The following is a 19,223-nucleotide window of genomic DNA, read 5'->3' as shown; positions in this document are numbered from 1 at the left end:
CTTTCTCCGGGACCCGGGGGGGGGGGCCGGGTCCCGGACGTCTCAGAACTCGAAGACGAGCCGGGCTTCGGCCCGTCCGCCGAGGACCTCGTCGAAGGACTCGTTGACCTGGTCCAGGCGCCGCGGTTCGGCGATGACCTGGGTGCGTCCGGCCGCGTGCAGCGCGAACACCTCGGTCAGGTCCTGGCGGGTGCCGACGATGGAGCCGATGACGGAGATGCCGCCGAGGACGGTCTCGAAGATCGGCACCTTGATCGCCGCGTCGTCCGCGGGCAGCGCGACCATGACGAGGCGTCCGCCGCGGTTGAGCGACCGGTAGGCCTGCTCGAACGCCTTGGGCGCGGCGGCCAGCACGACGGCCACATCCGCGCCGCCGGCCTTCCTGATCTCCTCGACCGGGTCGTGGGTACGGGCGTTGACGATCTGGTCGGCGCCCAGGCGGTGGGCGAGGCCCAGCTTGTCGGGTTCGAGGTCGACCGCGGTGACGAAACCTCCGACCAGCCGGGCGTACTGGAGGGCGAGGTGACCGAGGCCGCCGACGCCGAAGACGGCGACGCGTTCGGCCGGGGTCACGCGCGCGACCTTGACGGCCTTGTAGGTGGTGACGCCCGCGCAGGTCAGCGGTGCCGCGTCGAAGGAGGTCACGGCCTCGGGCACCTTGACCACCGCGCCCGCGTTCGCGACGGCGTACTCGGCGTAGCAACCGTCGACGGAGTAACCGGAGTTGACCTGCGACTCGCACAGGGTCTCCCAGCCGGAGACGCAGAAGCGGCAGGTGCCGCAGGACGAGCCGAGCCACGGGACGGCGACCCGCTCGCCGACGAGGTCCTGGGCGACCCCGGTGCCGACGGCCTCGACGGTACCGATGCCCTCGTGGCCGGGGATGAACGGCGGCCGCGGCTTGACGGGCCAGTCGCCGTGGGCGGCGTGGATGTCGGTGTGGCAGAGCCCGGAGGCCGCCATCCTGACGAGCACCTGGCCGGGGCCGGGTTCGGGGATCGGCAGGTCCTGGATCTCCAGGGGCTTGCCGAAGTCGGTGACTACTGCTGCCTTCATGGTGCGCTCCTCAACTGACCTGGCGCCGGGGCGCCTTGATGCGGGTCACGAATCGCAGCCCGGTTCCGGCCGCGAGGGAGAAGCCGCCCGGCATGCCCGGTTCCACGTCGAGGACGAAGAAGGGACGGCCGAGGGCCTCGTACTGGTCGGCGTTCATGTGGAAGGTGCATCCGCACACCACGCCGACGAGCATGTCGCCGTCGCCCAGGGCGAATTCACCGTCCGGGAAGCACATCGGGTCGCTTCCGTCGCAGCAGCCGGCGGACTGGACGAACATCACCGGCCCGCCGTGGGCGGCGTGCAGGGCCGTGATCGCCCTGCACGCCGCCCGGGTGGCGGTGACGCGCCCTACGGTGCCGTTGTGCAGCTTCGTGGGCATGTCGGTGCACTCCTTGCGAGAGGGTGGGACTAGAACAGCCCGAGCGGCTTGCTGCCGTAGCTGACCAGGAGGTTCTTGGTCTGGCTGTAGTGGTCGAGCATCATCTTGTGGGTCTCGCGGCCGATCCCGGAGACCTTGTAGCCGCCGAAGGCCGCGCCGGCCGGGTACTGGTGGTAGCAGTTCGTCCAGACCCGTCCGGCCTTGATGGCGCGGCCCATGCGGTAGGCGAGGGCGCCGTCGCGGCTCCACACGCCGGCGCCGAGGCCGTAGAGCGTGTCGTTGGCGAGGGCGAGTGCCTCGGCCTCGTCCTTGAACGTGGTGACCGCGAGGACGGGTCCGAAGATCTCCTCCTGGAAGACCCGCATCCTGTTGTGGCCCTTGAGGACGGTCGGCTCGTAGAAGTACCCGTCCTTGAACTCGCCGCCGACGTCGGCCCGGTGGCCGCCGGTGAGCAGTTCGGCGCCTTCCTTGAGGCCGATCTCGACGTAGGAGGCGATCTTGTCGATCTGCTGCCGGGAGACCTGGGGTCCCATCATGGTGGCGGTGTCGAGCGGGTCACCTTGCTTGATGGCGCGAATCCGCTCCAGGCAACGCCCCATGAACTCCTCGTAGATGTCCTCCTGGACCAGTGCGCGGGAGGGGCAGGTGCAGACCTCGCCCTTGTTGAACGCGTAGAGCACCAGCCCTTCGACGGCCTTGTTCAGGAAGTCGTCGTCCTTGGCGGCCACGTCGTTGAAGAAGATGTTCGGCGACTTGCCGCCCAGCTCCAGCGTGACCGGGATGATGTTCTGCGACGCGTACTGCATGATCAGCCGGCCGGTGGTGGTCTCCCCGGTGAAGGCGACCTTGGCGATGCGCTTGTTGGTGGCGAGCGCCTTGCCGATCTCGGCTCCGGGGCCGTTGACGACGTTGAGGACGCCCGGCGGCAGGATGTCGCCGACGACCTCCATCAGCTTCAGGATCGACCACGGGGTCGGCGAGGCGGGCTTGATGACACTGCAGTTCCCGGCGGCGAGCGCCGGGGCCAGCTTCCACGCGGCCATCAGCAGCGGGAAGTTGAACGGGATGATCTGTCCGACCACGCCCAGCGGCTCGTGGAAGTGGTAGGCGATGGTGTCCTTGTCGATCTCGGTGATCGAGCTCTCCTCGGCGCGGATCGCGCTCGCGAAGTAGCGGAAGTGGTCGGCGGCGAGCGGCACGTCGGCGGCGAGGGTCTCGCGGACCGGCTTGCCGTTCTCCCAGCTCTCGGCGACGGCGAGTTCCTCGCGGTGGGCGTCGATCGCGTCGGCGACCTTGTTGAGGACCGCGGCCCGCTGGGCCGTGGTCGCCTCGCCCCAGGCGTCCTTGGCGGCGTGGGCGGCGTCCAGGGCGAGTTCGATGTCGTCGGCACCGGACTTCGGGATCTCACAGATCGGCTTGGCGGTGGCGGGGCACAGGTTGGGCGCGTACTCACCGGTGGTGGGCGCCTCCCACTTGCCGCCGATGAAGTTCTCGTAGCGGGGCGCGACATCCACGGGGCTTCCTGGCCTGCCCGGAGACTCGTACTTCATGACCGTCCCCTTTCTGAGGGGTTCCATCACGACGCTCGTGGTGACACTCGACACGCTAGGAGCGGGAACGCTGCAACCACGCTGCATGCCGTCCGGGCTGCGGCGGGACGCCTGTTCCGACGTCCAGGGCACGCGCTCTGGACGCGGCGGCGGCGCGCTGCGGGGAGCCGCCCGGCAGGACCCGGGTGAGCGCGGCCCACGCGGTGAGGTCGTCGGCTCCCCAGGAGGCGTCCACCCAGCGGCGCAGCAGCCCGGTGTCGCCGCTGCCGAGGACGGCACCGCGCAACTGCTGTTCCAGGCACCGGCGGTGCTCCACGACGACCGGCGCCTCGGAGCACGGCAGCAAGGGTCCCGGATAGCGGGTGAGGGCCTCGCCGACGCGGCCCTCGGCGAGCAGCTCGCCCACCTCCGTGTAGTCGCCGCGTACAGGATGCAGCAGGGCGTACGGCCGCGAGCCGAGCAGATCGGGGCCGAGGACGGCCCGCAATCGGGTGAGTTCGGCGCGCAGCGTCGAGGCGGGCACCTCCCGCTCCGACAGGTCCACGGCGAGCCGGTCTCCGCTCACGCCCCGGCCGGCCAGCGCGAGTACCAGGACGATCTCGCTGTGCCGCGGGCTCAGCCGGTGCACCTGCCCGGCGTACTCCAGGAGCACACGGTCGCGGCCGAGGGCCCGCAGCCGCACCACGTTCCCGGCGTGCAGCCGGGGTATCCGGGCCAGCTCGGCCTCGGCCGCCAGCGCGGCCCCCCGTACGGCCGCCAGGGCCGGTGGTGTGGCGATGCCGGCGCCGCCGGACAGGTCGATCACGCCGAGCAGCCGTCCGGTGCCGGGATCGTGGACCGGGGCGGCGGCACACGACCAGGCGTGCGCGGCGGCGCTGTAGTGCTCGCCCGTCACGATCTGGACGGGTCTGCCCAACTCCAGTGCGGTGCCGGGGGCGTTGGTGCCGGCCTGCTGCTCGGACCACACGGCACCGACGGCGAAGCGCATGCCCTCGGCCCGGCCGAGGGTGGGGGTGTCCCCCTCGACCCACAGGAGGGTGCCGTCGGTGTCGGCGACGGCGAAGACATGGCCGTCGTCCGCCGCGCCGGTGCCCAGCAGGTCACGGATCAGCGGCAGCACACCGTGCAGCGGATGGGCGTACCGACGGGCGTCGAGTTCCTCCAGGTCCGAGCGGAGCGGGGGCAGCCGGCTGCCGTCCGGGCGCACCTCCGATGCCGCGCAACGCCGCCAGGAGTCGGCCACGATGCTCCGTACGCCCGTCGCCGCCCCGAACGAGGCTGCCGCGCACCGCTCGTGCGCGGTGCGCGAATCCGCGTCCGAGGCAAGAGGGAAAGCGTCCATGGCACCTCCCGTGCACCTTCCGACGACCAGGCTCACCCGCGCGCGGGTGTGGTCGCAGGGGCCGAACGGCCCCGCGCCAGGGCCTGCTGGACCCGACAGGCCCAGGGGCCTCACCATCAGGGTCGTCGGGCGCACGAAAGAGCGCGAGGGGCCGCCCGGCCGTAACACCCGGCCACAGGGCCCCTGTTGGACGGTCGGCTCAGTCGGCCACCGGGGCCCGCCACACCAGGGTGGTGCCGCCCGGCTCGGGACAGTCGATGGTCAGCTCCCCGCCGAGCCCCTCCGCGCGGTCGGCCATGTTGCGCAGCCCGCTGCGGCGGCCCTCGGCCGGAATGCCGACTCCGTCGTCGGACACGGTCAGCCGGACCTCGCGCCCGTCGGTCTCCAGGACCACGTCGGCGCGCCCGGCGCGGGCGTGCCGGGCGACGTTGGTCAGCGCCTCGGAGAGCACGGCGATCACGTCGTCGGCGATCTCACGGGGCACGTCCGTGTCGACCAGGCCCTCCATCCGGATGCTGGGGGCGAAGCCCAGTACCGGTGCCGCCTCCCCGACCACCCGGACCGCCCGGGCCCGCAACCCTGTTCCGGCGCCGTCCTCGCGCGAGCGCAGGCCGAAGATGGTGGACCTGATGATCTTGATGGTCTCGTCCAGGTCGTCCACGGCGCGCACCACGCGTTCGGCGGCCTCCGCGTTCCCGATGCGACGCCCGGCGCTCTGCAGGGTCATACCGGTGGCGAACAGCCGCTGGATGGCCAGGTCGTGCAGGTCGCGGGCGATCCGGTCACGGTCCTTGAGCACCGCGATCTCCTCGGCGTCCTTGCGGCGCTCCGCGAGTTCCATCGCGACCGCGGCCTGCGCGGCGAAACCACGCAGAGGTTCGATCTCCTTGTCGGTGAACGGGGTCCGGCCCGCCTCTCGGATTAGCAGGACGACCCCACGCACCCCGTCGGCACCCGAGCCGATGGGCACCCCGACCGCTGGGCCCAGCCCGGCGAAACGGTCCGCGGCGCCCGCGACCCGCTCGTCGGTGGAGACATCCGCGCTGGTCACGGGCGACCCGGAGGCGAATGCGTGGCCGATGAGGCTGCCGTCCACCGGAAGGACGAGCCCTCGGTGCGCCTCGGCTCCCTGTCCCACGGCCAGTTCCACGGTGAGCGAGTCGGTGTCGCCCATGGGCGTCGCGACCAGAGCGAGCGCGGCGCCGGTGTTCTCCCGGGCCCGGTCCGCGATCAGCCGCAGGACCTCCGTGTGCGCGCCGCCCGACATCAGGCTGTGGGTGATCTCCGCGTTGGCCTGCAGCCAGCGCTCGCGCAGCCGGGAGTCCTCGTAGAGGCGGGCGTTGTCGATGGCGACGCCGGCGGCCACGGCCAGCGTGGACAGCACGGCCTCGTCCTCCTCGTCGAACTGGACGCCGCCTCGTTTCTCGGTCAGGTACAGGTTGCCGAAGACCTGTTCCCGGACCCGGATCGGGACGCCGAGGAAGGTGTTCATCGGCGGATGGTGGGGTGGGAACCCGTACGAGGCGGAGTGCGCGGACAGCTTGGTCAGCCGCAGCGGCTCGGGATGGCGGATCAGCTCCCCGAGGATGCCGTGGCCCTCCGGATAGGGGCCGATCCTGGCGATCTGCTCGTCGGTGACCCCGACGGTGTGGAAGGCGGAGAGACTCCTGCCGTCGGGGCCGATCACGCCGAGGGCCGCGTACTGGGCGTCCACCAGCGCGGCGGCCGCCTCGACAATGCTGTGCAGCGCCTGCTCCAGGTCCAGTTCCCGGCCGACCGAGAGCACGGCCTCCAGGAGGCTGTGCACCCGGTCGCGGGTGCCGCGGGCCGCGTCGAGACGGGCCTGCAGCTCCTCCAAGAGCTCGTCCAGCCTCAGCTGTGGCAGCCTGACACGAGCCTTTTCGGTTCCCTCCGAGCCACCCACCTGTGATCCTCCAGTCCCCCCCGGCCGGCCCCGTGCCGTCAAGTGCCACGGTAATGGTCCGGGGCACCGGGCGGTACGGGATCAGGTGGCCTGGTGACACTCGAGTGGACTCCGAAGATCAGCCGCGCGGGAGGCGGGCGGCGACGTACTCGGTGAGGTCGAGGAGCCGGTTGGTGTAACCCCACTCGTTGTCGTACCAGCCGAAGACCTTGACCAGGTCACCGTGCGCCTGGGTGAGGGGGGCGTCCAGGACGCAGGAGGCGGGGTCGCCCACGATGTCACGGGAGACGATCGGGGCGTCGGAGACCCGCAGCACACCCTTCAGCGGCCCGTCCGCGGCCTCCCGGAACGCGGCGTTGACCTCCTCGGCCGTCACCGGCCGCTCCAGCACCACGCTCAGGTCGGTCAGCGACCCGTCCTCGACCGGGACCCGTACGGCGATCCCGTCCAGCGTGCCGGCGAGCTCCGGCAGCACCAGGCCGACCGCGCGGGCGGCCCCGGTGGAGGTGGGGATGATGTTGACGGCGGCGCTGCGGCCTCGCCGCAGGTCCTTGTGCGGGCCGTCCAGGACGACCTGGTCGTTGGTGTACCCGTGGATGGTCGTCATCAGCCCCTTGACCAGGCCGAAATGCTCGTCGAGCACCTTCACCATGGGCGCCACGCAGTTGGTGGTGCAGGAGGCGTTGGAGACGACGTGGTCGCGCTCGGGGTCGTACGTGCCCTCGTTGACGCCCATCACGAGCGTGGCGTCCACACCCTTGCCCGGCACGGACAGCAGCACCTTGCGCGCTCCGCCCTTCAGGTGCGCCCCCGCCTGCTCACGGGTGCGGAACCGCCCCGTGGACTCGATGACGATGTCGACCCCGAGCTCGCTCCAGGCCAGCGCGGCCGGGTCGCGTTCGGCGGTGACCGTGATGCGGTGGCCGTCCACGGTCAGGGAGCCCTCGTCGTGCTCGACGGGGCGGCCGATGCGGCCGTACGTCGAGTCGTAGGCCAGCAGATGGGCCAGTGCCGCCGGCGAGGTGACGTCGTTGACCGCGACGACCTCCACGGGTGTGCCGGTGCCGTTCTCGGCGCGCTCCAGCACACAGCGCAGGTAGTTGCGTCCGATACGGCCGAAGCCGTTGATGCCCACGCGCACGCTCATGTCCGTCGTCCTCCCCGGTCGGTGTCCGTTTGCCTGCCAGTCTCCCGCCGGGTCCCGCTGCGGGACTTGGGCCGTACGGGGCAACCGCAGGCCGTCCGGCCCATCGGAGTCCGGCGGGGCCCTACAGGCCCGGGCCGGAGGGCCGAGTGGCCTCTGGGAACGGCGTGACACACCGGCCACTCTGGAATCGCCGGTACGAGATCGAAGGGGTGGCACGCATGACTCCCAGGGACACCGGGGCCGACGCCCCCGTCGCGGGGCCTGTCGGGGTACGGGCCGAGGGCGATGTGGACGACCAGGAGCTCGCCTACATCCGGGACAAGGTGCGGGCGGTCCTCGACCGCCCGGGCATCCCGCCCGCCATCGGCGAGGTGCGGATCTCCCGTGCGAGCGCGCATCACGCCGGGCAGCCGTGGACCGCGGCCGGTGAGATACGGGTGGGACGCGACGTGGTGGTCGTGCACGCCCGGGAGGCGAGCGCGCACGAGCTCGCCGACCGGCTGCAGGACCGACTGCGCGGCCAGGTGGAACGCATGGCGCACCGCGAGGATTCCGCACGCAGGGCCGCCGACCCGCCGCCGTGGCGGGGCGGCCCGGCGGGCGAAGAGCGGGGTTAGCAGGAGTGAGGGGCTCCCCGGGACGAGATCCCGGGGAGCCCCTCGTCGTCGCGGCCTTCAGAACCACGCGGGCCTCGTCGCCGCATGCGGAGGGTCCGGGTGGGTACTACATCGGGGCCGATCGGCCCTGTCGGCGCCGGCATCGACCAGCTCAGATGTTTGGACCACGAACGAGCGATCCCCACACTCCTACGGATTCCATCATGATCCTCGGCAACGCCCAGCCCGTCCCTGCCGAACCCCGACGCAGCACGGGGATCGACAGCGTCGAGGCACTGCGGCTCCTGGGCAGTGTCTCCTTCGGGCGGATCGTCTTCACCCAGCACGCGCTGCCGACGATCCGCCCGGTCAACCACGTCATGGCCGACGGCGACATCGTCATCCGGACCTATGCCGGCGCGGCCCTGACGTCGCGGACCCGGCAGGCTCGGGATCTCGGGGTCGTCGTGGCGTACGAGGCCGACAACATCGACCCGGACACCCATCTCGGTTGGAGCGTGGTGGTCACGGGTTACGCCCACCTGATCACCGATCCGGAGGAACTGGCCCGGTACCAGACGCTGTTGCGACCCTGGGTGGAGCAGACCATGGACTACGCGGTCCGTATCCGGCCGGATCTGGTCACGGGGATCCGCCTCACCGCGCCCGGCGTCTGATCCGTCGCCGAGCACACGGGCGCGGGGGTCGGCTCAGTCGTGTGGCACGACCGCCACCGGTGGGACCGCCTCCCGCAGGACGTGGTGTGTCACCGGCCCGATGTGCGGTCCCAGCTGCGCGGACCGGCGCCTGCGGCCCACGACGACGAGCCTCGCGTCGCGGGAGACATCCACCAGATGCGATCCGGCGGTGCCGACCACGGCTTCCTCGGCCACCTCGACCTGGGGGTACTTGTCTCGCCAGGGCCGTAGCGCTTCGGCGAGGATCTCGGCCCGGCGGGCCGGTTGCTCGTCGTTGGGGCCGGCGTCCTGAGGGGTGGAGGGGTTCCAGCCATGGACGACTTTCAGAGCCGCCCGATGGCGGGCAGCGGTGTCGAAGGCGAAGTCCAGGACGGTTTCGGCCTGGCTGTCGCACAGGTCGAGGCCGAGGACCACGTCACGTTGCGAACCGGGCGGCCACGCGGTTCCCGCCCCGTCCGGCCGTGGGCCGGCCGCGGCCCGGACGAGGACGACCGGCCGCTCGGCCCGGGCCACAACGGCCGAGGCCACGGAACCGAGCAGGTAGCCGGTGGTCCGGCCGAGGCCCCTCGATCCGAGGACCAGAAGGTCCGCCCCGCGGGCCGCATCGGTCAGCGCGGCCGAGGGGCTCCCGCCGAGCCGGGCCCACCTCAGACGCAGGCCGGGCCGGCGATGCGCGAGGACCGCCGCGACCTCGCGCAACATCTGGTCGGCACGGTCCATGCCCGGACCCGCCACGGGGTCACCCCCGAACGGCACGTAGTCGTGAGGCGGTTGGTCTTCGGCATGCACGAGGCGCAGTGGGATCGCACGCGACCGGGCCTCGTCGGCAGCCCACTCCGCGGCAGCGAGGCTCTCGGGTGAACCGTCCAGACCGACGGTTACGGTGCGGCACATAGGGGCCTCCTCAAGATCGTGCCTCCACTCTCCTCGGAGGTACGACGGTTGCAGAAGGGGCCACAGGTCTCCCGCGGGGCCGCCGGACGGCCCCCTGGTCACTCCCTGGTCATCGCTGCCGTTCAGCCGTGCCAGGTCCAGTCCGCGACCTCGGGCAGGTCGGTGCCGTGGGCGCGGATCCAGTCGTGGTGCCGCAGCCGGGTGTCCTCCATCCGCTGCCGTACGGCGGCGGCCCGCACCGCCAGCCCGGGCACGCGGTCGATGACGTCCATGACCAGCCGGTACCGGTCGAGGTCGTTGCTGACGACCATGTCGAACGGAGTCGTGGTCGTGCCGATCTCCTTGTAGCCGCGTACGTGCAGGTGCGGATGGCCGGCGCGGCGGTAGGCCAGCCGGTGGATCAGCCACGGGTAGCCGTGGTAGGCGAAGATCACCGGCTTGTCGCGGGTGAACAGCGCGTCGTACTCCGCGTCCGGCATGCCGTGCGGATGCTCCTCCTGCGGCAGCAGCCGGGCCAGGTCGACGACGTTCACCACCCGGACGGTCAGGTCCGGCAGGTGCCGGCGCAGCAACTGCGCGGCGGCCAGGATTTCCTGGGTGGGCACGTCACCCGCGCAGCCGAGGACCACGTCGGGTTCCCGGCCGCCGTCCTCGGTCCCGGCCCAGTCCCAGATCCCGGCGCCGCGCGCACAGTGCGCACGGGCCTGGTCCATGGACAGCCAGTCGAAGCAGGGCTGTTTGCCGGCGACCACGACGTTGACGTAGTCGCGGCTGCGCAGCACGTGGTCGGCGACGGACAACAGGGTGTTGGTGTCCGGCGGCAGGTAGACCCGGACAACTTCGGGGCTCTTGTTGAGGATGTGGTCGACGAAGCCGGGGTCCTGGTGGGAGAAGCCGTTGTGGTCCTGGCGCCAGACGTGCGAGGTGAGCAGGTAGTTGAGGGAGGCGATGGGCGCGCGCCAGGTCAGCCGGCGGGTGGTGCGCAGCCACTTGATGTGCTGGTTGACCATCGAGTCGACGATGTGCACGAACGCCTCGTAGCAGGAGAACAGTCCGTGCCGGCCGGTCAGGAGATAGCCCTCCAGCCAGCCCTGGCAGGTGTGTTCGGAGAGGATCTCCATCACCCGGCCGTGCCGCTCCAGATGTTCGTCGACGGGAAGCATCTGCGCCTGCCACGCCTTGCCGCTCGCCCCGTACACGGCCTGGAGCCGGTTGGAGGCGGTCTCGTCCGGGCCCACGATCCTGAAGTCGCGGCGCCCACCGGTGCGGCGCATGACGTACTCCAGCACGTCGCCCAGGACGCGGGTGGGTTCGTGCATTGTCGCGCCCGGCTTGTCGACCTCGACGGCGTACGCCTCCAGGTCCGGCAGCGGCAGTTCGCGCGTCAGCAGCCCGCCGTTGGCGTGCGGGGTCGCGCCGAGCCTGCGCGCGCCGTCGGGCACGCAGGACAGCACCTGGGCGCGCGGCCGTCCCTGCTCGTCGAACAGTTCCTGCGGGCGATAGGAGTGCAGCCACGCCTCCAGCTGCCGCAGGTGCTCGGGGTTGTCCCGGACGGCGGACAGCGGCACCTGGTGGGCACGCCAGGTGCCCTCGACCGGGAGGCCGTCGACCTCGGCGGGGCCGGTCCAGCCCTTCGGGGTGCGCAGCACGATCACCGGCCAGTGGGCCCGCTCGGGGACACCGTCCTCGCGGGCGCTGCGCTGGATCGCGTCGATGCGCTCCACAGCGTCGTCCATGGCCGCGGCCATGGCCCGGTGCACAGTCATGGAATCGTCGCCGGTGACATGGATCGGCGCATGGCCATAGCCGCGCAGCAGTTCGTCGAGTTCGGCCTCGGGGAGCCGGGCGAGCACGGTCGGGTTGGCAATCTTGTAGCCGTTGAGATGGAGGATCGGCAGGACCGCGCCGTCGTGGACGGGGTCGAGGAACTTGTTGGAGTGCCAGGAGGCGGCCAGCGGGCCGGTCTCCGCCTCGCCGTCCCCGATCACGCAGGCGACCAGCAGGTCCGGGTTGTCGAAGGCGGCTCCGTAGGCGTGCGACAGGGAGTAGCCCAGCTCGCCGCCCTCGTGGATCGACCCGGGCGTCTCCGGCGCCACATGGCTGGGCACTCCGCCGGGGAACGAGAACTGCCGGAACAGCCGCTCCATCCCGGCCGCGTCCCTGCTGACGTCGGGATACGTCTCCGAGTAGGTGCCCTCCAGCCAGGAGTTGGCGAGGACGGCCGGTCCGCCGTGCCCCGGGCCCCAGACGCACAGGGCGTCCCGGCCGCGGGACCTGACGATCCGGTTGATGTGGGTGTGCACGAGGTTCAGGCCCGGGGAGGTGCCCCAGTGCCCCAGCAGCCTCGGCTTGACGTGCTCCGGGCGCAGGGGCTCTGTGAGCAGGGGATTCGCCAGGAGGTAGATCTGACCGACGGACAGGTAGTTCGCGGCGCGCCAGTGGGCGTCCAGGGCTTTCAACTCGTCGTCCGTGAGCTCGGCGGGCGCCTGCTGCGTGTCGACGGACATCGGGATTCCCTTCCGTGGCGGGTCTCGGGACGAGTGTGCACGCTGATCCGCGCCTCACCACCTTCTGCCCGCCGACCGGGTACCCGACAGGGCCGTTCGGGCCACCCCCTGGGGCCCGGGTGCCCCTCATCGGGGTCGGCACCAGGACGACAGGGCGGTGGGGGGCGGCGCAGCAGGCTCCGCCCGACCGCGGCGAGCCCGGACCCGGACGCGTGCCCGTGGCAGTGGGCCCCGACGACCCGCGAGGCGGCCCTCCCGGGTGGCTTCCAGCAGGGCGTGCCGAGGCCGAGACCGGCACCGTCACACCCTCGTCACGGTCGGACACGGCGTACAGGATGTGCGGGGTGACACGCCGGTCTACGGCTTCCTCAGCCGGAGCCGGTCCGCCGTGTGCCTGCTCAGAAGGGCAGCCGCGTGCCGTACAAGGTGCGTCCGCCGACGAGTTCCCGACCCGTGATCAGCTCGGGCTCGATCCGCACGAACACCTCCCGTCGGCGAAGGCGCCCAGGAGCGCGGCCCGACCCGGCACAGGCGTGCGTGCTCGGCCGGGTCGGTCACGACGCCCGCCCGGCCGGTGACGACGACGCTCCAGCCGGACTGGGCCGCAACATCGACCTCGTCGGTCTCGAAGGCGACGACCACGCCGTCGACCGCGCGGACCAGCTCCGAGCCCGCAGCCGTGCGCAGCAGCACGGCCCCGCCGTCGTCCAGGCAGAAGTTGACCGGCAGGACGGCGGGCAGGGCATGACGCGTGTGCACGATCCGGCCCACGGGCACCTTCGCCATCAGGCGCAGGCACTCCTGCCGGTCCAGTTCACGGAAACCGTCGTCGGGATGCATGACCGGTCCCACCTTCGCCGTCCGCTGCTACGTGCGCTCCACACTGCCCCCGTCCGCGGCGGGCGGTGAAGGGCCAACGGTCCCGATTCCCGGGGCGGGACGGCCCTGAAGCGGGACAGGACGAGCGCGCCGATCCGGCAGCCGCGCCGGCCGCGCTCCGCCGCGCTCCTGAGCGGGAGGTACGTCGAGCCCGTACCGCCCCGGCCGGGCTCACGCGCCGGGCCGGGCCCCCTGGACGTGGAAGTTGAAGTCGCCGTGGCCGAGCGTGCCGTACAGGCGCAGCCAGATCGGCAGGAGCATCTCCACACCGCGGGCGCTGGTGATGTCGCCCAGGTCGATCACGCTCGCCTCGGGCCAGCCGAAGGAGCCCAGCAGCGCGGTGACGGTCTTCTTGGCGCCGGTGTCGTCGCCGCTGACGAACACGGTGTGCTCCCCTGTCACCCGGGCCGGCTCCACCATGACGAGGCAGTTCATGGTGTTGAGGGTCTTGACGACCTTGGCGTCGGGAAAGGCACGCTGGATGCGTTCGCCGAGACTGTCGGTGTTGACCGGGTCCAGCGTCGGCGGCATCCCGGCGGAGAAGTCCAACGGGTTGGCGACGTCGATGAGGACCTTGCCGCTCAGGTTGGCCGCGCCCGCCGCTTGGAGGGCGTTGAGGCTCTGGTCGCCGGCGGTGGTGTTGAAGACCGTCTCGGCGAAGGCCGCGGCCGCCTCGAAGGTCTCCAGACGCACCTGCCCGTGGTCGGCGTGCCACTGGGCGAACGGCGGATTGCCCATGCCGTCGGGTTCGGTACGTGCGAGAGTGGCTCCGGGGTCGCGGGTGCCGATCACGACGTCGTGGCCGAGGGAGGCGAGCTTTCCGGCGATCGTCCGGCCGACGATGCCGGTTCCGAGGACTGCGTAACGCATGGGAGTGGGTCCTTCCGGGACTCGGGCGACCGGCCGGGGCCGTGCCCACGACGAATCCGAACAAGGTCGTTCTCTGCCCCCTGATGACGGTAGCTGTCGTAGCGTCGGCCTGTTCCCCTCTATCGTGGAAAATCACATCATGATGGCTCGTGTCGAGGCAGGCTGCACATGAGGAAACCGCAGATCGACTACGCGGCGGTCTTCCGGGCCCTGCCCGGCATGGTGGCGCTCCTGACGCCCGAACTGGTGTACGTCGATGTCAACGACGACTTCGTACGCATCACCGGTCGCGCCCGCGAGCAGCTGCTGGGCCGCTACATCTTCGACGTCTTCCCCGAGAACCCCAATGACTCGGCCGCGGCCGGGATGCGCGAGACGCGGGAGTCGATGCTGCGCACGGTGGCGACCGGCGAGCGCGACACCATGGCGGTGGTCCGATACGACATCGAGGATCCCCAGCGTCCCGGCCACTGGCGGCAACACTTCTGGAGTCCGGTCAACGCCCCCGTCCTCGGCACCGACGACAAGGTGACGCTGGTCGTGCACCGGGTCGAGGAGGTCACCGAACTCATCCGCGCCCGCGGCGGCCCGGGCGGCGACAGCCGGGCACGCGTACTGGAGGCCGAGCTGTACACCCGGGCCCGGGAACTGCAGGAGGTGAACGAACGCCTGCGCCAGGCCCACGCCCACGAACGCGAGGTCGCCCTGGCTCTTCAGGAGGCCCTGCTGCCCGCCCCCGGACCCCTGGGCCACCATCAGGCGGCCGTCCGCTACCGGCCCGCCGTCGGCGCCCTCAACGTGTGCGGTGACTGGTACGACCTCGTCGACCTGCCGGGCGACCGCTTCGCCGTCGCCGTAGGAGACGTGGTGGGGCACGGTCTGGCGGCCGCCTGCGTCATGGGCCAGCTGCGCAGCGCGCTGAGCGCCGCCACCCGCGTCGCCGACGGGCCGGCCCGGGCGCTGGAGGCCCTCGGTCTGTACGCCCGTTCCGTCGCGGGCGCCGAGTCGACCACGGCGGCCACGGCCTTCATCGACTGGGACGACCACACCCTCACCTACAGCTGCGCGGGCCATCTCCCGCCCGCCCTGCTGCACCCCGACGGCACGGTGTCCTTCCTGGACCGGGCCACCGACCCGCCGCTCGGCGCCAGCCCCGAACACGCCACCCGCCCGGAGGCGACCACGCCCTTCGCGGAGGGCGCCACGCTGGTCCTCTACACCGACGGTCTGATCGAGCGCCGCACCGAGGACATCGACACCGGCCTGGCCCGTCTCACCGACGCGCTCACCCGCCACCGTCACGCCGAACCCGAGGAGCTGGCCGACGCGCTCCTGGCGGAGCTGCTGCCGCCGACCGGCAACGCGGACGACACCGCCCTCGTCGTCATCGCCCTCTGAGGGCGGTGACCCGTGCTCCGGGCGGCCCTCAGTCCTCCGCGGGCATGACGCGGGTCACCTTGCCCTTGGGGGTCGCCTCCAGATAGCCGGACTGGCTGTACTCGTTGCTCAGGTAGACGGCCATGCCCAGCGGGGTGTCGAAGGTGTCGTTGGGCTGTCTCACCGTCACGTAACGGGTTTCCGGACCGTCGACGTTGAGCTTCTTCCGGGCCTCTTCGAGCAGCGTGGGCACCTTGCCCCAGTCGAAGCCTCCGAGACGGAAGGGCCGGTCGCCGCCGGACAGGGTGCCCTTGATGATGCCCTTCTCCACGCCCTGCCCCGGGCGGTAGGTGTAGCTGTCGTACTTGCTGTCGCTGCCGTTGACCATCAGCTCGGCCGACACGTAGCCGTCGTACACGGTGAAGTCGCCGAACCTGTCCCGGCCGCTCTGCCGCTCCAGCGCCTTGACGGCGGTGCGGATGCCGTCGGCGGTCAGCAGGGTCGTGGTCGTCGTGTCCTTCGACTGCCGGGCCGCCGGGGCCGCGGTCGGTGAGCCGGTCGATGCCGGGGCCGAGACGGCGGAGGACGAGGCGCCGGGGTCCGCGGCGCCGCCCGAACCGCCCGAGCCCCCTCCGAAGGGCAGCAGCCACCACAGCAGGACCAGGGCGCCCGCGACCGAGGCCCCCGAGACCCCGAGCAGGACGCCCGGCCCGGACCGGTTCCCACGACCCGCTCGCACCGGCGAGGTCAGCGGCTGCCCCGGCCCCGCGAGGACGGGCGGCGGCCCGAATCCGGCGGGGGCATCGGCGAGGGGGGCCGTGGGCGGACCGAAGGCCCCTGGGTACGAAGGGGCCGCAGCGGCGGACGGCGGGTGCAGCGGGTAGGAGGTGGAGGACTGATGCCAGGCGGTCGCCGGACCGCCCTGCCCGGACTCGATCACGGCCAGCTGCCGGTCCAGCACGGCGGACGACGGCCGCGCCGCCGGATCCCTTACGAGCACGCTCATCAGTACGTCGCCCAGGGCACCGGCCCGCACCGGCGGCGCCACGTCGTCGTTGAGGACCGCGGCGAGGGTGGCGAGGGTGCTGCCGCGGCGCAGCGGGTGGTGGCCTTCAACGGCGGTGTACAGCATCATCGCGAGCGACCACAGGTCCGAGGCCGATCCGCCCTCGTGGCCCGAGATCCGCTCCGGTGCCATGAAGTCGGGGGTGCCGATGATGGAGCCGGTGACGGTGAGGCTCGTCGTCTCGCGGATCGCCGCGATGCCGAAGTCGGTGAGGACGGGGCGCCCGTCGGACCTCAGCAGGACGTTGGCGGGCTTGACGTCCCGGTGCTGGATGCCGGCGTCGTGCGCGGCGGCCAGCGCGGCCAGCACACCCCGCCCGATCCGTGCCGCCTCGGCCGACGGCATCGGCCCCTGGGCGAGGCGGTCGGCGAGCGAGCCGCCGCCGACCAGCTCCATGACGATCCACGGGTAGGTGCCCTCGCCACCGTCGACGATGTGGTGGATCGTGACCACGTTCGGGTGGTCGATCCGGGCCAGGGCCCGAGCCTCGCGCAGCACCCGCTCGCGCAGCGTCCGCGCGCTGTCGGGGTCGTACTCGGCGAGGTCCCGGTCGGGCGGGCGGACCTCCTTGACGGCGACCATCCTGTGCAGCACCAGGTCCCTGGCCCGCCAGACCGTGCCCATCCCGCCACCGCCGAGACGGGCCTCCAACTCGAAGCGCCCGTCGACGACTCGTCTGCCGGGGCCCTCGTCTGCCTCACTCATGGGCGGGAGCATACGGCGACGCCGTCAGAGCCACGCGGCCCAGGGGGGCGAAGGCCGGCACCAGGCCGCCGTAGCAGCGGACAGGCCGGTGAACCGGTCCGGTGTACGGGAGTTCAGTGGGCCGGGTTGCCCTCGGCCGTACCCCGCGCCGCCGCCGGCTCCCCGGGTGCGACCTGGACGCCCTGCGCGGCCGGCTCGGCCGGAGCGGCGGTGCTCTGCGCGGTGCCGTCCTCCTTCATGGCCTTGGCCTCGCTCTTGAGGATGCGCATCGACTTGCCGAGCCCGCGGGCGGCCTCGGGCAGCTTCTTCGAGCCGAACAGCAGGATGATCATGATCGCCACGATCAGCAGGTGCCAGGGCTCCAGTCCGTTGCGCAGCATGCCGTACGTCCCTTCTCCGCGCTCATTGTTGCCAGCTTGCGCAACTGTACAACCACGGACACGGCCCCCGCCTCACTCGTCGGAGTCCTTCTTGTTGGTCGCCGCCGCGTACGCCTGCGCCGGTGTCATCGGGACCCCGTTGAGCGCGACCGTTTTGTAGGGGCTGACCTGGGCGCATTTCTTGGCCTCGTCGGCGGTCTGGGCGTGGGCGTTGGAGACCGCGGCCTTCGTGTCGGCGGGCGCCGGCGAGGAAGAGCCGCCCGGGAACGTGGTGCCGCTCGTCCAGTCGCTGCCGATCACCAGAGTCAGGCCGGTACCCGTACCTTCCTTGAGGTGCGAGATGCGCAGCCCGAGCGCCTTGGCGACGGTCTGGGCCTCGGCCTTCCGGCCGGTGCCGTAGGTGAGGATGGTGGTCGTCGCGGGGCTCGGCGCATTGGCGGTGGTCGTGGCGGAGCTGAAGCCCTGGCCGGTGAGCGCGTTCGCGACGACGGAGGCGCGGCCGGTGATCTCGGTGCCGTTCTCGACGGTCACGGCGATCCGGGAGGCGGGCACCGCCGAGGCCTTGGCGGTCGCGGGGGCCGCCGAGGACTTCTTGCCGGAGCCGGTGGAAAGGGACTGGTCGTCGGAGATGCTGGAGAAGAGGGCCTTGGCACCCGCGCCCACCACCACCCGGTTGGTGTCGTTCGGGTCGGCGGCGGTCTGCATCGTGGTGAAGGTCATCCGCTTGGTGGGGACCTTGTTCACGTCGGCGGCGAGTCCGATCAGCTTCTTCACGCTGCCGAGGCCGTCGTCCACGGTCAGCGCCTTGGTCGCGGCGTCGGCCAGGTCGTAGACCGCGGTGGGGTCGGTGAGGGTGCCCGCGCTCTTGAACTTCCGGATCATCGCGCTGAGGAAGATGTGCTGGGAGACCGTACGACCGAGATCGCTGCCGTCCCCGAAGCCGTGCCGCGAGCGGACGAACTCCAGGGCCGCCTGGCCCTTGAGGGTGTGGTCGCCCTTGGACAGTTTCAGGTGCGAGTAGGTGTCGTACACGTTGTTGTCGACGCACACGGAGACACCGCCGACCGCGTCGGACATCTTGACCACGCCGGAGAAGTCGAGCTTGACGAAGTGGTCGATGGGGATGCCGGTGAGCTGGTGGATGGTGGCGACCTGGCAGGCGGGGCCGTACCGCAGCGCGCTGTTGATCTGGCCGTAGTAGCCGGACGTGGACTCGCCGCTCTTGCTGTCCTTGCAGGCCGGGACGTCGACCATGGTGTCGCGGGGGATGCTCATGACGGTGGCGTTGGAGCGGTCGGCGGATATGTGCACGACCATCTGCACGTCCGCGTTGCCGTTTCCGGTCTGCACACCGGTCTGGGAGCAGCCGCCGCCCAGCTTGCAGTCCGCCTTGCTGGTCCGGCCGTCCGAGCCCATGACCAGGATGTTGATCGGGGTACGGCCGAAGGCGTCGGCCTTCTCGGAACCGCCCTTGCCGTCGAGCGCGACGCTGTTGATGTTGCCGTTGAGGTGCTGGTAGAACCACCAGCCGACCCCGGCCGTGCCCAGGACGAGAAGTGCCAGACATATGCCGGCGATCTTCAGCACCCGCCTGCCACGCCGCACCGGGCGGGCCCGGCGACGCGACCGCTTGCCGCCTTGCGAGCGGGCCGCGGCCCGGGCCGCGGCCCGGCCGCCGGGGCGATGTCCGTCCGCCTCGCCCTCCCGCTGTCCCGGCACCCGGCCGGTGCGGCTGCGTGTGGCCTGACCGCCCGGGCTGTCCCACCGGTCGCTCATCTACCACTCCCACGAAACGGTCGGGCCCCTCAGGCCGGCCTTGGAGGGGGCGGCCGGGCGTGCGCGGCGGTGTACAG

At 71.7% G+C, this 19,223-nt stretch carries 15 protein-coding genes and 1 pseudogene; 3 read left to right on the top strand and 13 right to left on the bottom strand.

What is annotated here, in order from left to right; all coding sequences use genetic code 11:
• Positions 1 to 42: 42 nt before the first annotated feature.
• From RKD20_RS40935 to gap, 6 genes are all read right to left on the bottom strand, one after another.
• The gene (locus tag RKD20_RS40935) at positions 43 to 1,056 is read right to left on the bottom strand and encodes a zinc-dependent alcohol dehydrogenase (protein WP_424882124.1); all 1,014 of its coding nucleotides are present in this window, start codon (positions 1,054 to 1,056) and stop codon (positions 43 to 45) included.
• A gap of 10 nt (positions 1,057 to 1,066) precedes the next feature.
• Positions 1,067 to 1,435, bottom strand: coding sequence for a DUF779 domain-containing protein (locus RKD20_RS40930; protein ID WP_424882123.1), 369 nt, complete (start codon positions 1,433 to 1,435; stop codon positions 1,067 to 1,069).
• A 29-nt stretch (positions 1,436 to 1,464) separates the two neighbouring features.
• Entirely contained in the window at positions 1,465 to 2,985 is a 1,521-nt protein-coding gene (locus tag RKD20_RS40925; protein ID WP_424882122.1) for an aldehyde dehydrogenase family protein, read from the bottom strand.
• A 55-nt stretch (positions 2,986 to 3,040) separates the two neighbouring features.
• A complete protein-coding gene (locus tag RKD20_RS40920) occupies positions 3,041 to 4,327 on the bottom strand; it encodes a transcriptional regulator (RefSeq protein ID WP_424882121.1) in 1,287 nt (428 codons plus the stop codon).
• Between the two features lie 199 nt (positions 4,328 to 4,526).
• Positions 4,527 to 6,251: a GAF domain-containing protein gene (locus RKD20_RS40915; RefSeq protein ID WP_424882120.1), complete on the bottom strand. Its 1,725-nt coding sequence runs from the start codon at positions 6,249 to 6,251 to the stop codon at positions 4,527 to 4,529.
• Positions 6,252 to 6,369: 118 nt separating this feature from the next.
• On the bottom strand, positions 6,370 to 7,398 hold the full coding sequence (gap, locus tag RKD20_RS40910) for a type I glyceraldehyde-3-phosphate dehydrogenase (RefSeq protein WP_424882119.1): 1,029 nt from the start codon (positions 7,396 to 7,398) through the stop codon (positions 6,370 to 6,372).
• Between the two features lie 218 nt (positions 7,399 to 7,616).
• Between gap and RKD20_RS40905 the strand changes: the two genes are divergently transcribed.
• Positions 7,617 to 8,015, top strand: a complete 399-nt coding sequence (locus RKD20_RS40905; protein WP_424882118.1) for a hypothetical protein — start codon at positions 7,617 to 7,619, stop codon at positions 8,013 to 8,015.
• A gap of 203 nt (positions 8,016 to 8,218) precedes the next feature.
• Positions 8,219 to 8,671 carry a pyridoxamine 5'-phosphate oxidase family protein gene (locus RKD20_RS40900; RefSeq protein WP_424882117.1) on the top strand — a complete coding sequence of 151 codons (453 nt, stop codon included), beginning with the start codon at positions 8,219 to 8,221 and terminating at the stop codon, positions 8,669 to 8,671.
• Positions 8,672 to 8,704: 33 nt separating this feature from the next.
• On the opposite strand, the gene RKD20_RS40895 is transcribed toward RKD20_RS40900, so the two are convergent.
• From RKD20_RS40895 to RKD20_RS40880, 4 genes and pseudogenes are all read right to left on the bottom strand, one after another.
• Positions 8,705 to 9,586 (bottom strand): universal stress protein, encoded by an 882-nt coding sequence (locus RKD20_RS40895; protein WP_424882116.1) that lies wholly within the window; start codon positions 9,584 to 9,586, stop codon positions 8,705 to 8,707.
• Positions 9,587 to 9,708: 122 nt separating this feature from the next.
• Entirely contained in the window at positions 9,709 to 12,093 is a 2,385-nt protein-coding gene (locus tag RKD20_RS40890; protein ID WP_424882115.1) for a phosphoketolase family protein, read from the bottom strand.
• 398 nt (positions 12,094 to 12,491) lie between these two features.
• Positions 12,492 to 12,933 (bottom strand): annotated as a pseudogene (locus RKD20_RS40885) (pyridoxamine 5'-phosphate oxidase family protein).
• Between the two features lie 210 nt (positions 12,934 to 13,143).
• Positions 13,144 to 13,842 (bottom strand): NADPH-dependent F420 reductase, encoded by a 699-nt coding sequence (locus RKD20_RS40880; RefSeq protein ID WP_424882114.1) that lies wholly within the window; start codon positions 13,840 to 13,842, stop codon positions 13,144 to 13,146.
• A gap of 168 nt (positions 13,843 to 14,010) precedes the next feature.
• On the opposite strand from RKD20_RS40880, the gene RKD20_RS40875 reads away from it, so the two are divergent.
• Entirely contained in the window at positions 14,011 to 15,240 is a 1,230-nt protein-coding gene (locus tag RKD20_RS40875) for a PP2C family protein-serine/threonine phosphatase (protein WP_424882113.1), read from the top strand.
• Between the two features lie 28 nt (positions 15,241 to 15,268).
• Here the strand turns inward: RKD20_RS40875 and RKD20_RS40870 are convergent, their stop codons facing one another.
• From RKD20_RS40870 to RKD20_RS40860, 3 genes are all read right to left on the bottom strand, one after another.
• Positions 15,269 to 16,990, bottom strand: coding sequence for a protein kinase domain-containing protein (locus RKD20_RS40870; protein WP_424882112.1), 1,722 nt, complete (start codon positions 16,988 to 16,990; stop codon positions 15,269 to 15,271).
• Between the two features lie 113 nt (positions 16,991 to 17,103).
• Positions 17,104 to 17,370, bottom strand: a complete 267-nt coding sequence (gene tatA / locus RKD20_RS40865; protein ID WP_424882111.1) for a Sec-independent protein translocase subunit TatA — start codon at positions 17,368 to 17,370, stop codon at positions 17,104 to 17,106.
• A 72-nt stretch (positions 17,371 to 17,442) separates the two neighbouring features.
• A complete protein-coding gene (locus tag RKD20_RS40860; protein WP_424882110.1) occupies positions 17,443 to 19,146 on the bottom strand; it encodes an LCP family protein in 1,704 nt (567 codons plus the stop codon).
• Between the last annotated feature and the right edge of the window lie 77 nt (positions 19,147 to 19,223).

The organism is Streptomyces sp. SLBN-8D4, from assembly GCF_049739545.1.
GTDB lineage: Bacteria > Actinomycetota > Actinomycetes > Streptomycetales > Streptomycetaceae > Streptomyces > Streptomyces canus_C.
Note: the sequence above shows the minus strand (reverse complement) of the source record. Positions and strands in the feature narration are given on the sequence as shown.

Coding starts and splice junctions, on each gene's coding strand:
- RKD20_RS40930 (WP_424882123.1), bottom strand. CDS start 1,435: ATGCCCACGAAGCTGCACAACGGCACCGTAGGGCGCGTCACCGCCACC.
- RKD20_RS40905 (WP_424882118.1), top strand. CDS start 7,617: ATGACTCCCAGGGACACCGGGGCCGACGCCCCCGTCGCGGGGCCTGTC.
- RKD20_RS40925 (WP_424882122.1), bottom strand. CDS start 2,985: ATGAAGTACGAGTCTCCGGGCAGGCCAGGAAGCCCCGTGGATGTCGCG.
- RKD20_RS40935 (WP_424882124.1), bottom strand. CDS start 1,056: ATGAAGGCAGCAGTAGTCACCGACTTCGGCAAGCCCCTGGAGATCCAG.
- RKD20_RS40895 (WP_424882116.1), bottom strand. CDS start 9,586: ATGTGCCGCACCGTAACCGTCGGTCTGGACGGTTCACCCGAGAGCCTC.
- RKD20_RS40920 (WP_424882121.1), bottom strand. CDS start 4,327: ATGGACGCTTTCCCTCTTGCCTCGGACGCGGATTCGCGCACCGCGCAC.
- gap (WP_424882119.1), bottom strand. CDS start 7,398: ATGAGCGTGCGCGTGGGCATCAACGGCTTCGGCCGTATCGGACGCAAC.
- RKD20_RS40890 (WP_424882115.1), bottom strand. CDS start 12,093: ATGTCCGTCGACACGCAGCAGGCGCCCGCCGAGCTCACGGACGACGAG.
- RKD20_RS40860 (WP_424882110.1), bottom strand. CDS start 19,146: ATGAGCGACCGGTGGGACAGCCCGGGCGGTCAGGCCACACGCAGCCGC.
- RKD20_RS40900 (WP_424882117.1), top strand. CDS start 8,219: ATGATCCTCGGCAACGCCCAGCCCGTCCCTGCCGAACCCCGACGCAGC.
- RKD20_RS40880 (WP_424882114.1), bottom strand. CDS start 13,842: ATGCGTTACGCAGTCCTCGGAACCGGCATCGTCGGCCGGACGATCGCC.
- RKD20_RS40875 (WP_424882113.1), top strand. CDS start 14,011: ATGAGGAAACCGCAGATCGACTACGCGGCGGTCTTCCGGGCCCTGCCC.
- RKD20_RS40870 (WP_424882112.1), bottom strand. CDS start 16,990: ATGAGTGAGGCAGACGAGGGCCCCGGCAGACGAGTCGTCGACGGGCGC.
- tatA (WP_424882111.1), bottom strand. CDS start 17,370: ATGCTGCGCAACGGACTGGAGCCCTGGCACCTGCTGATCGTGGCGATC.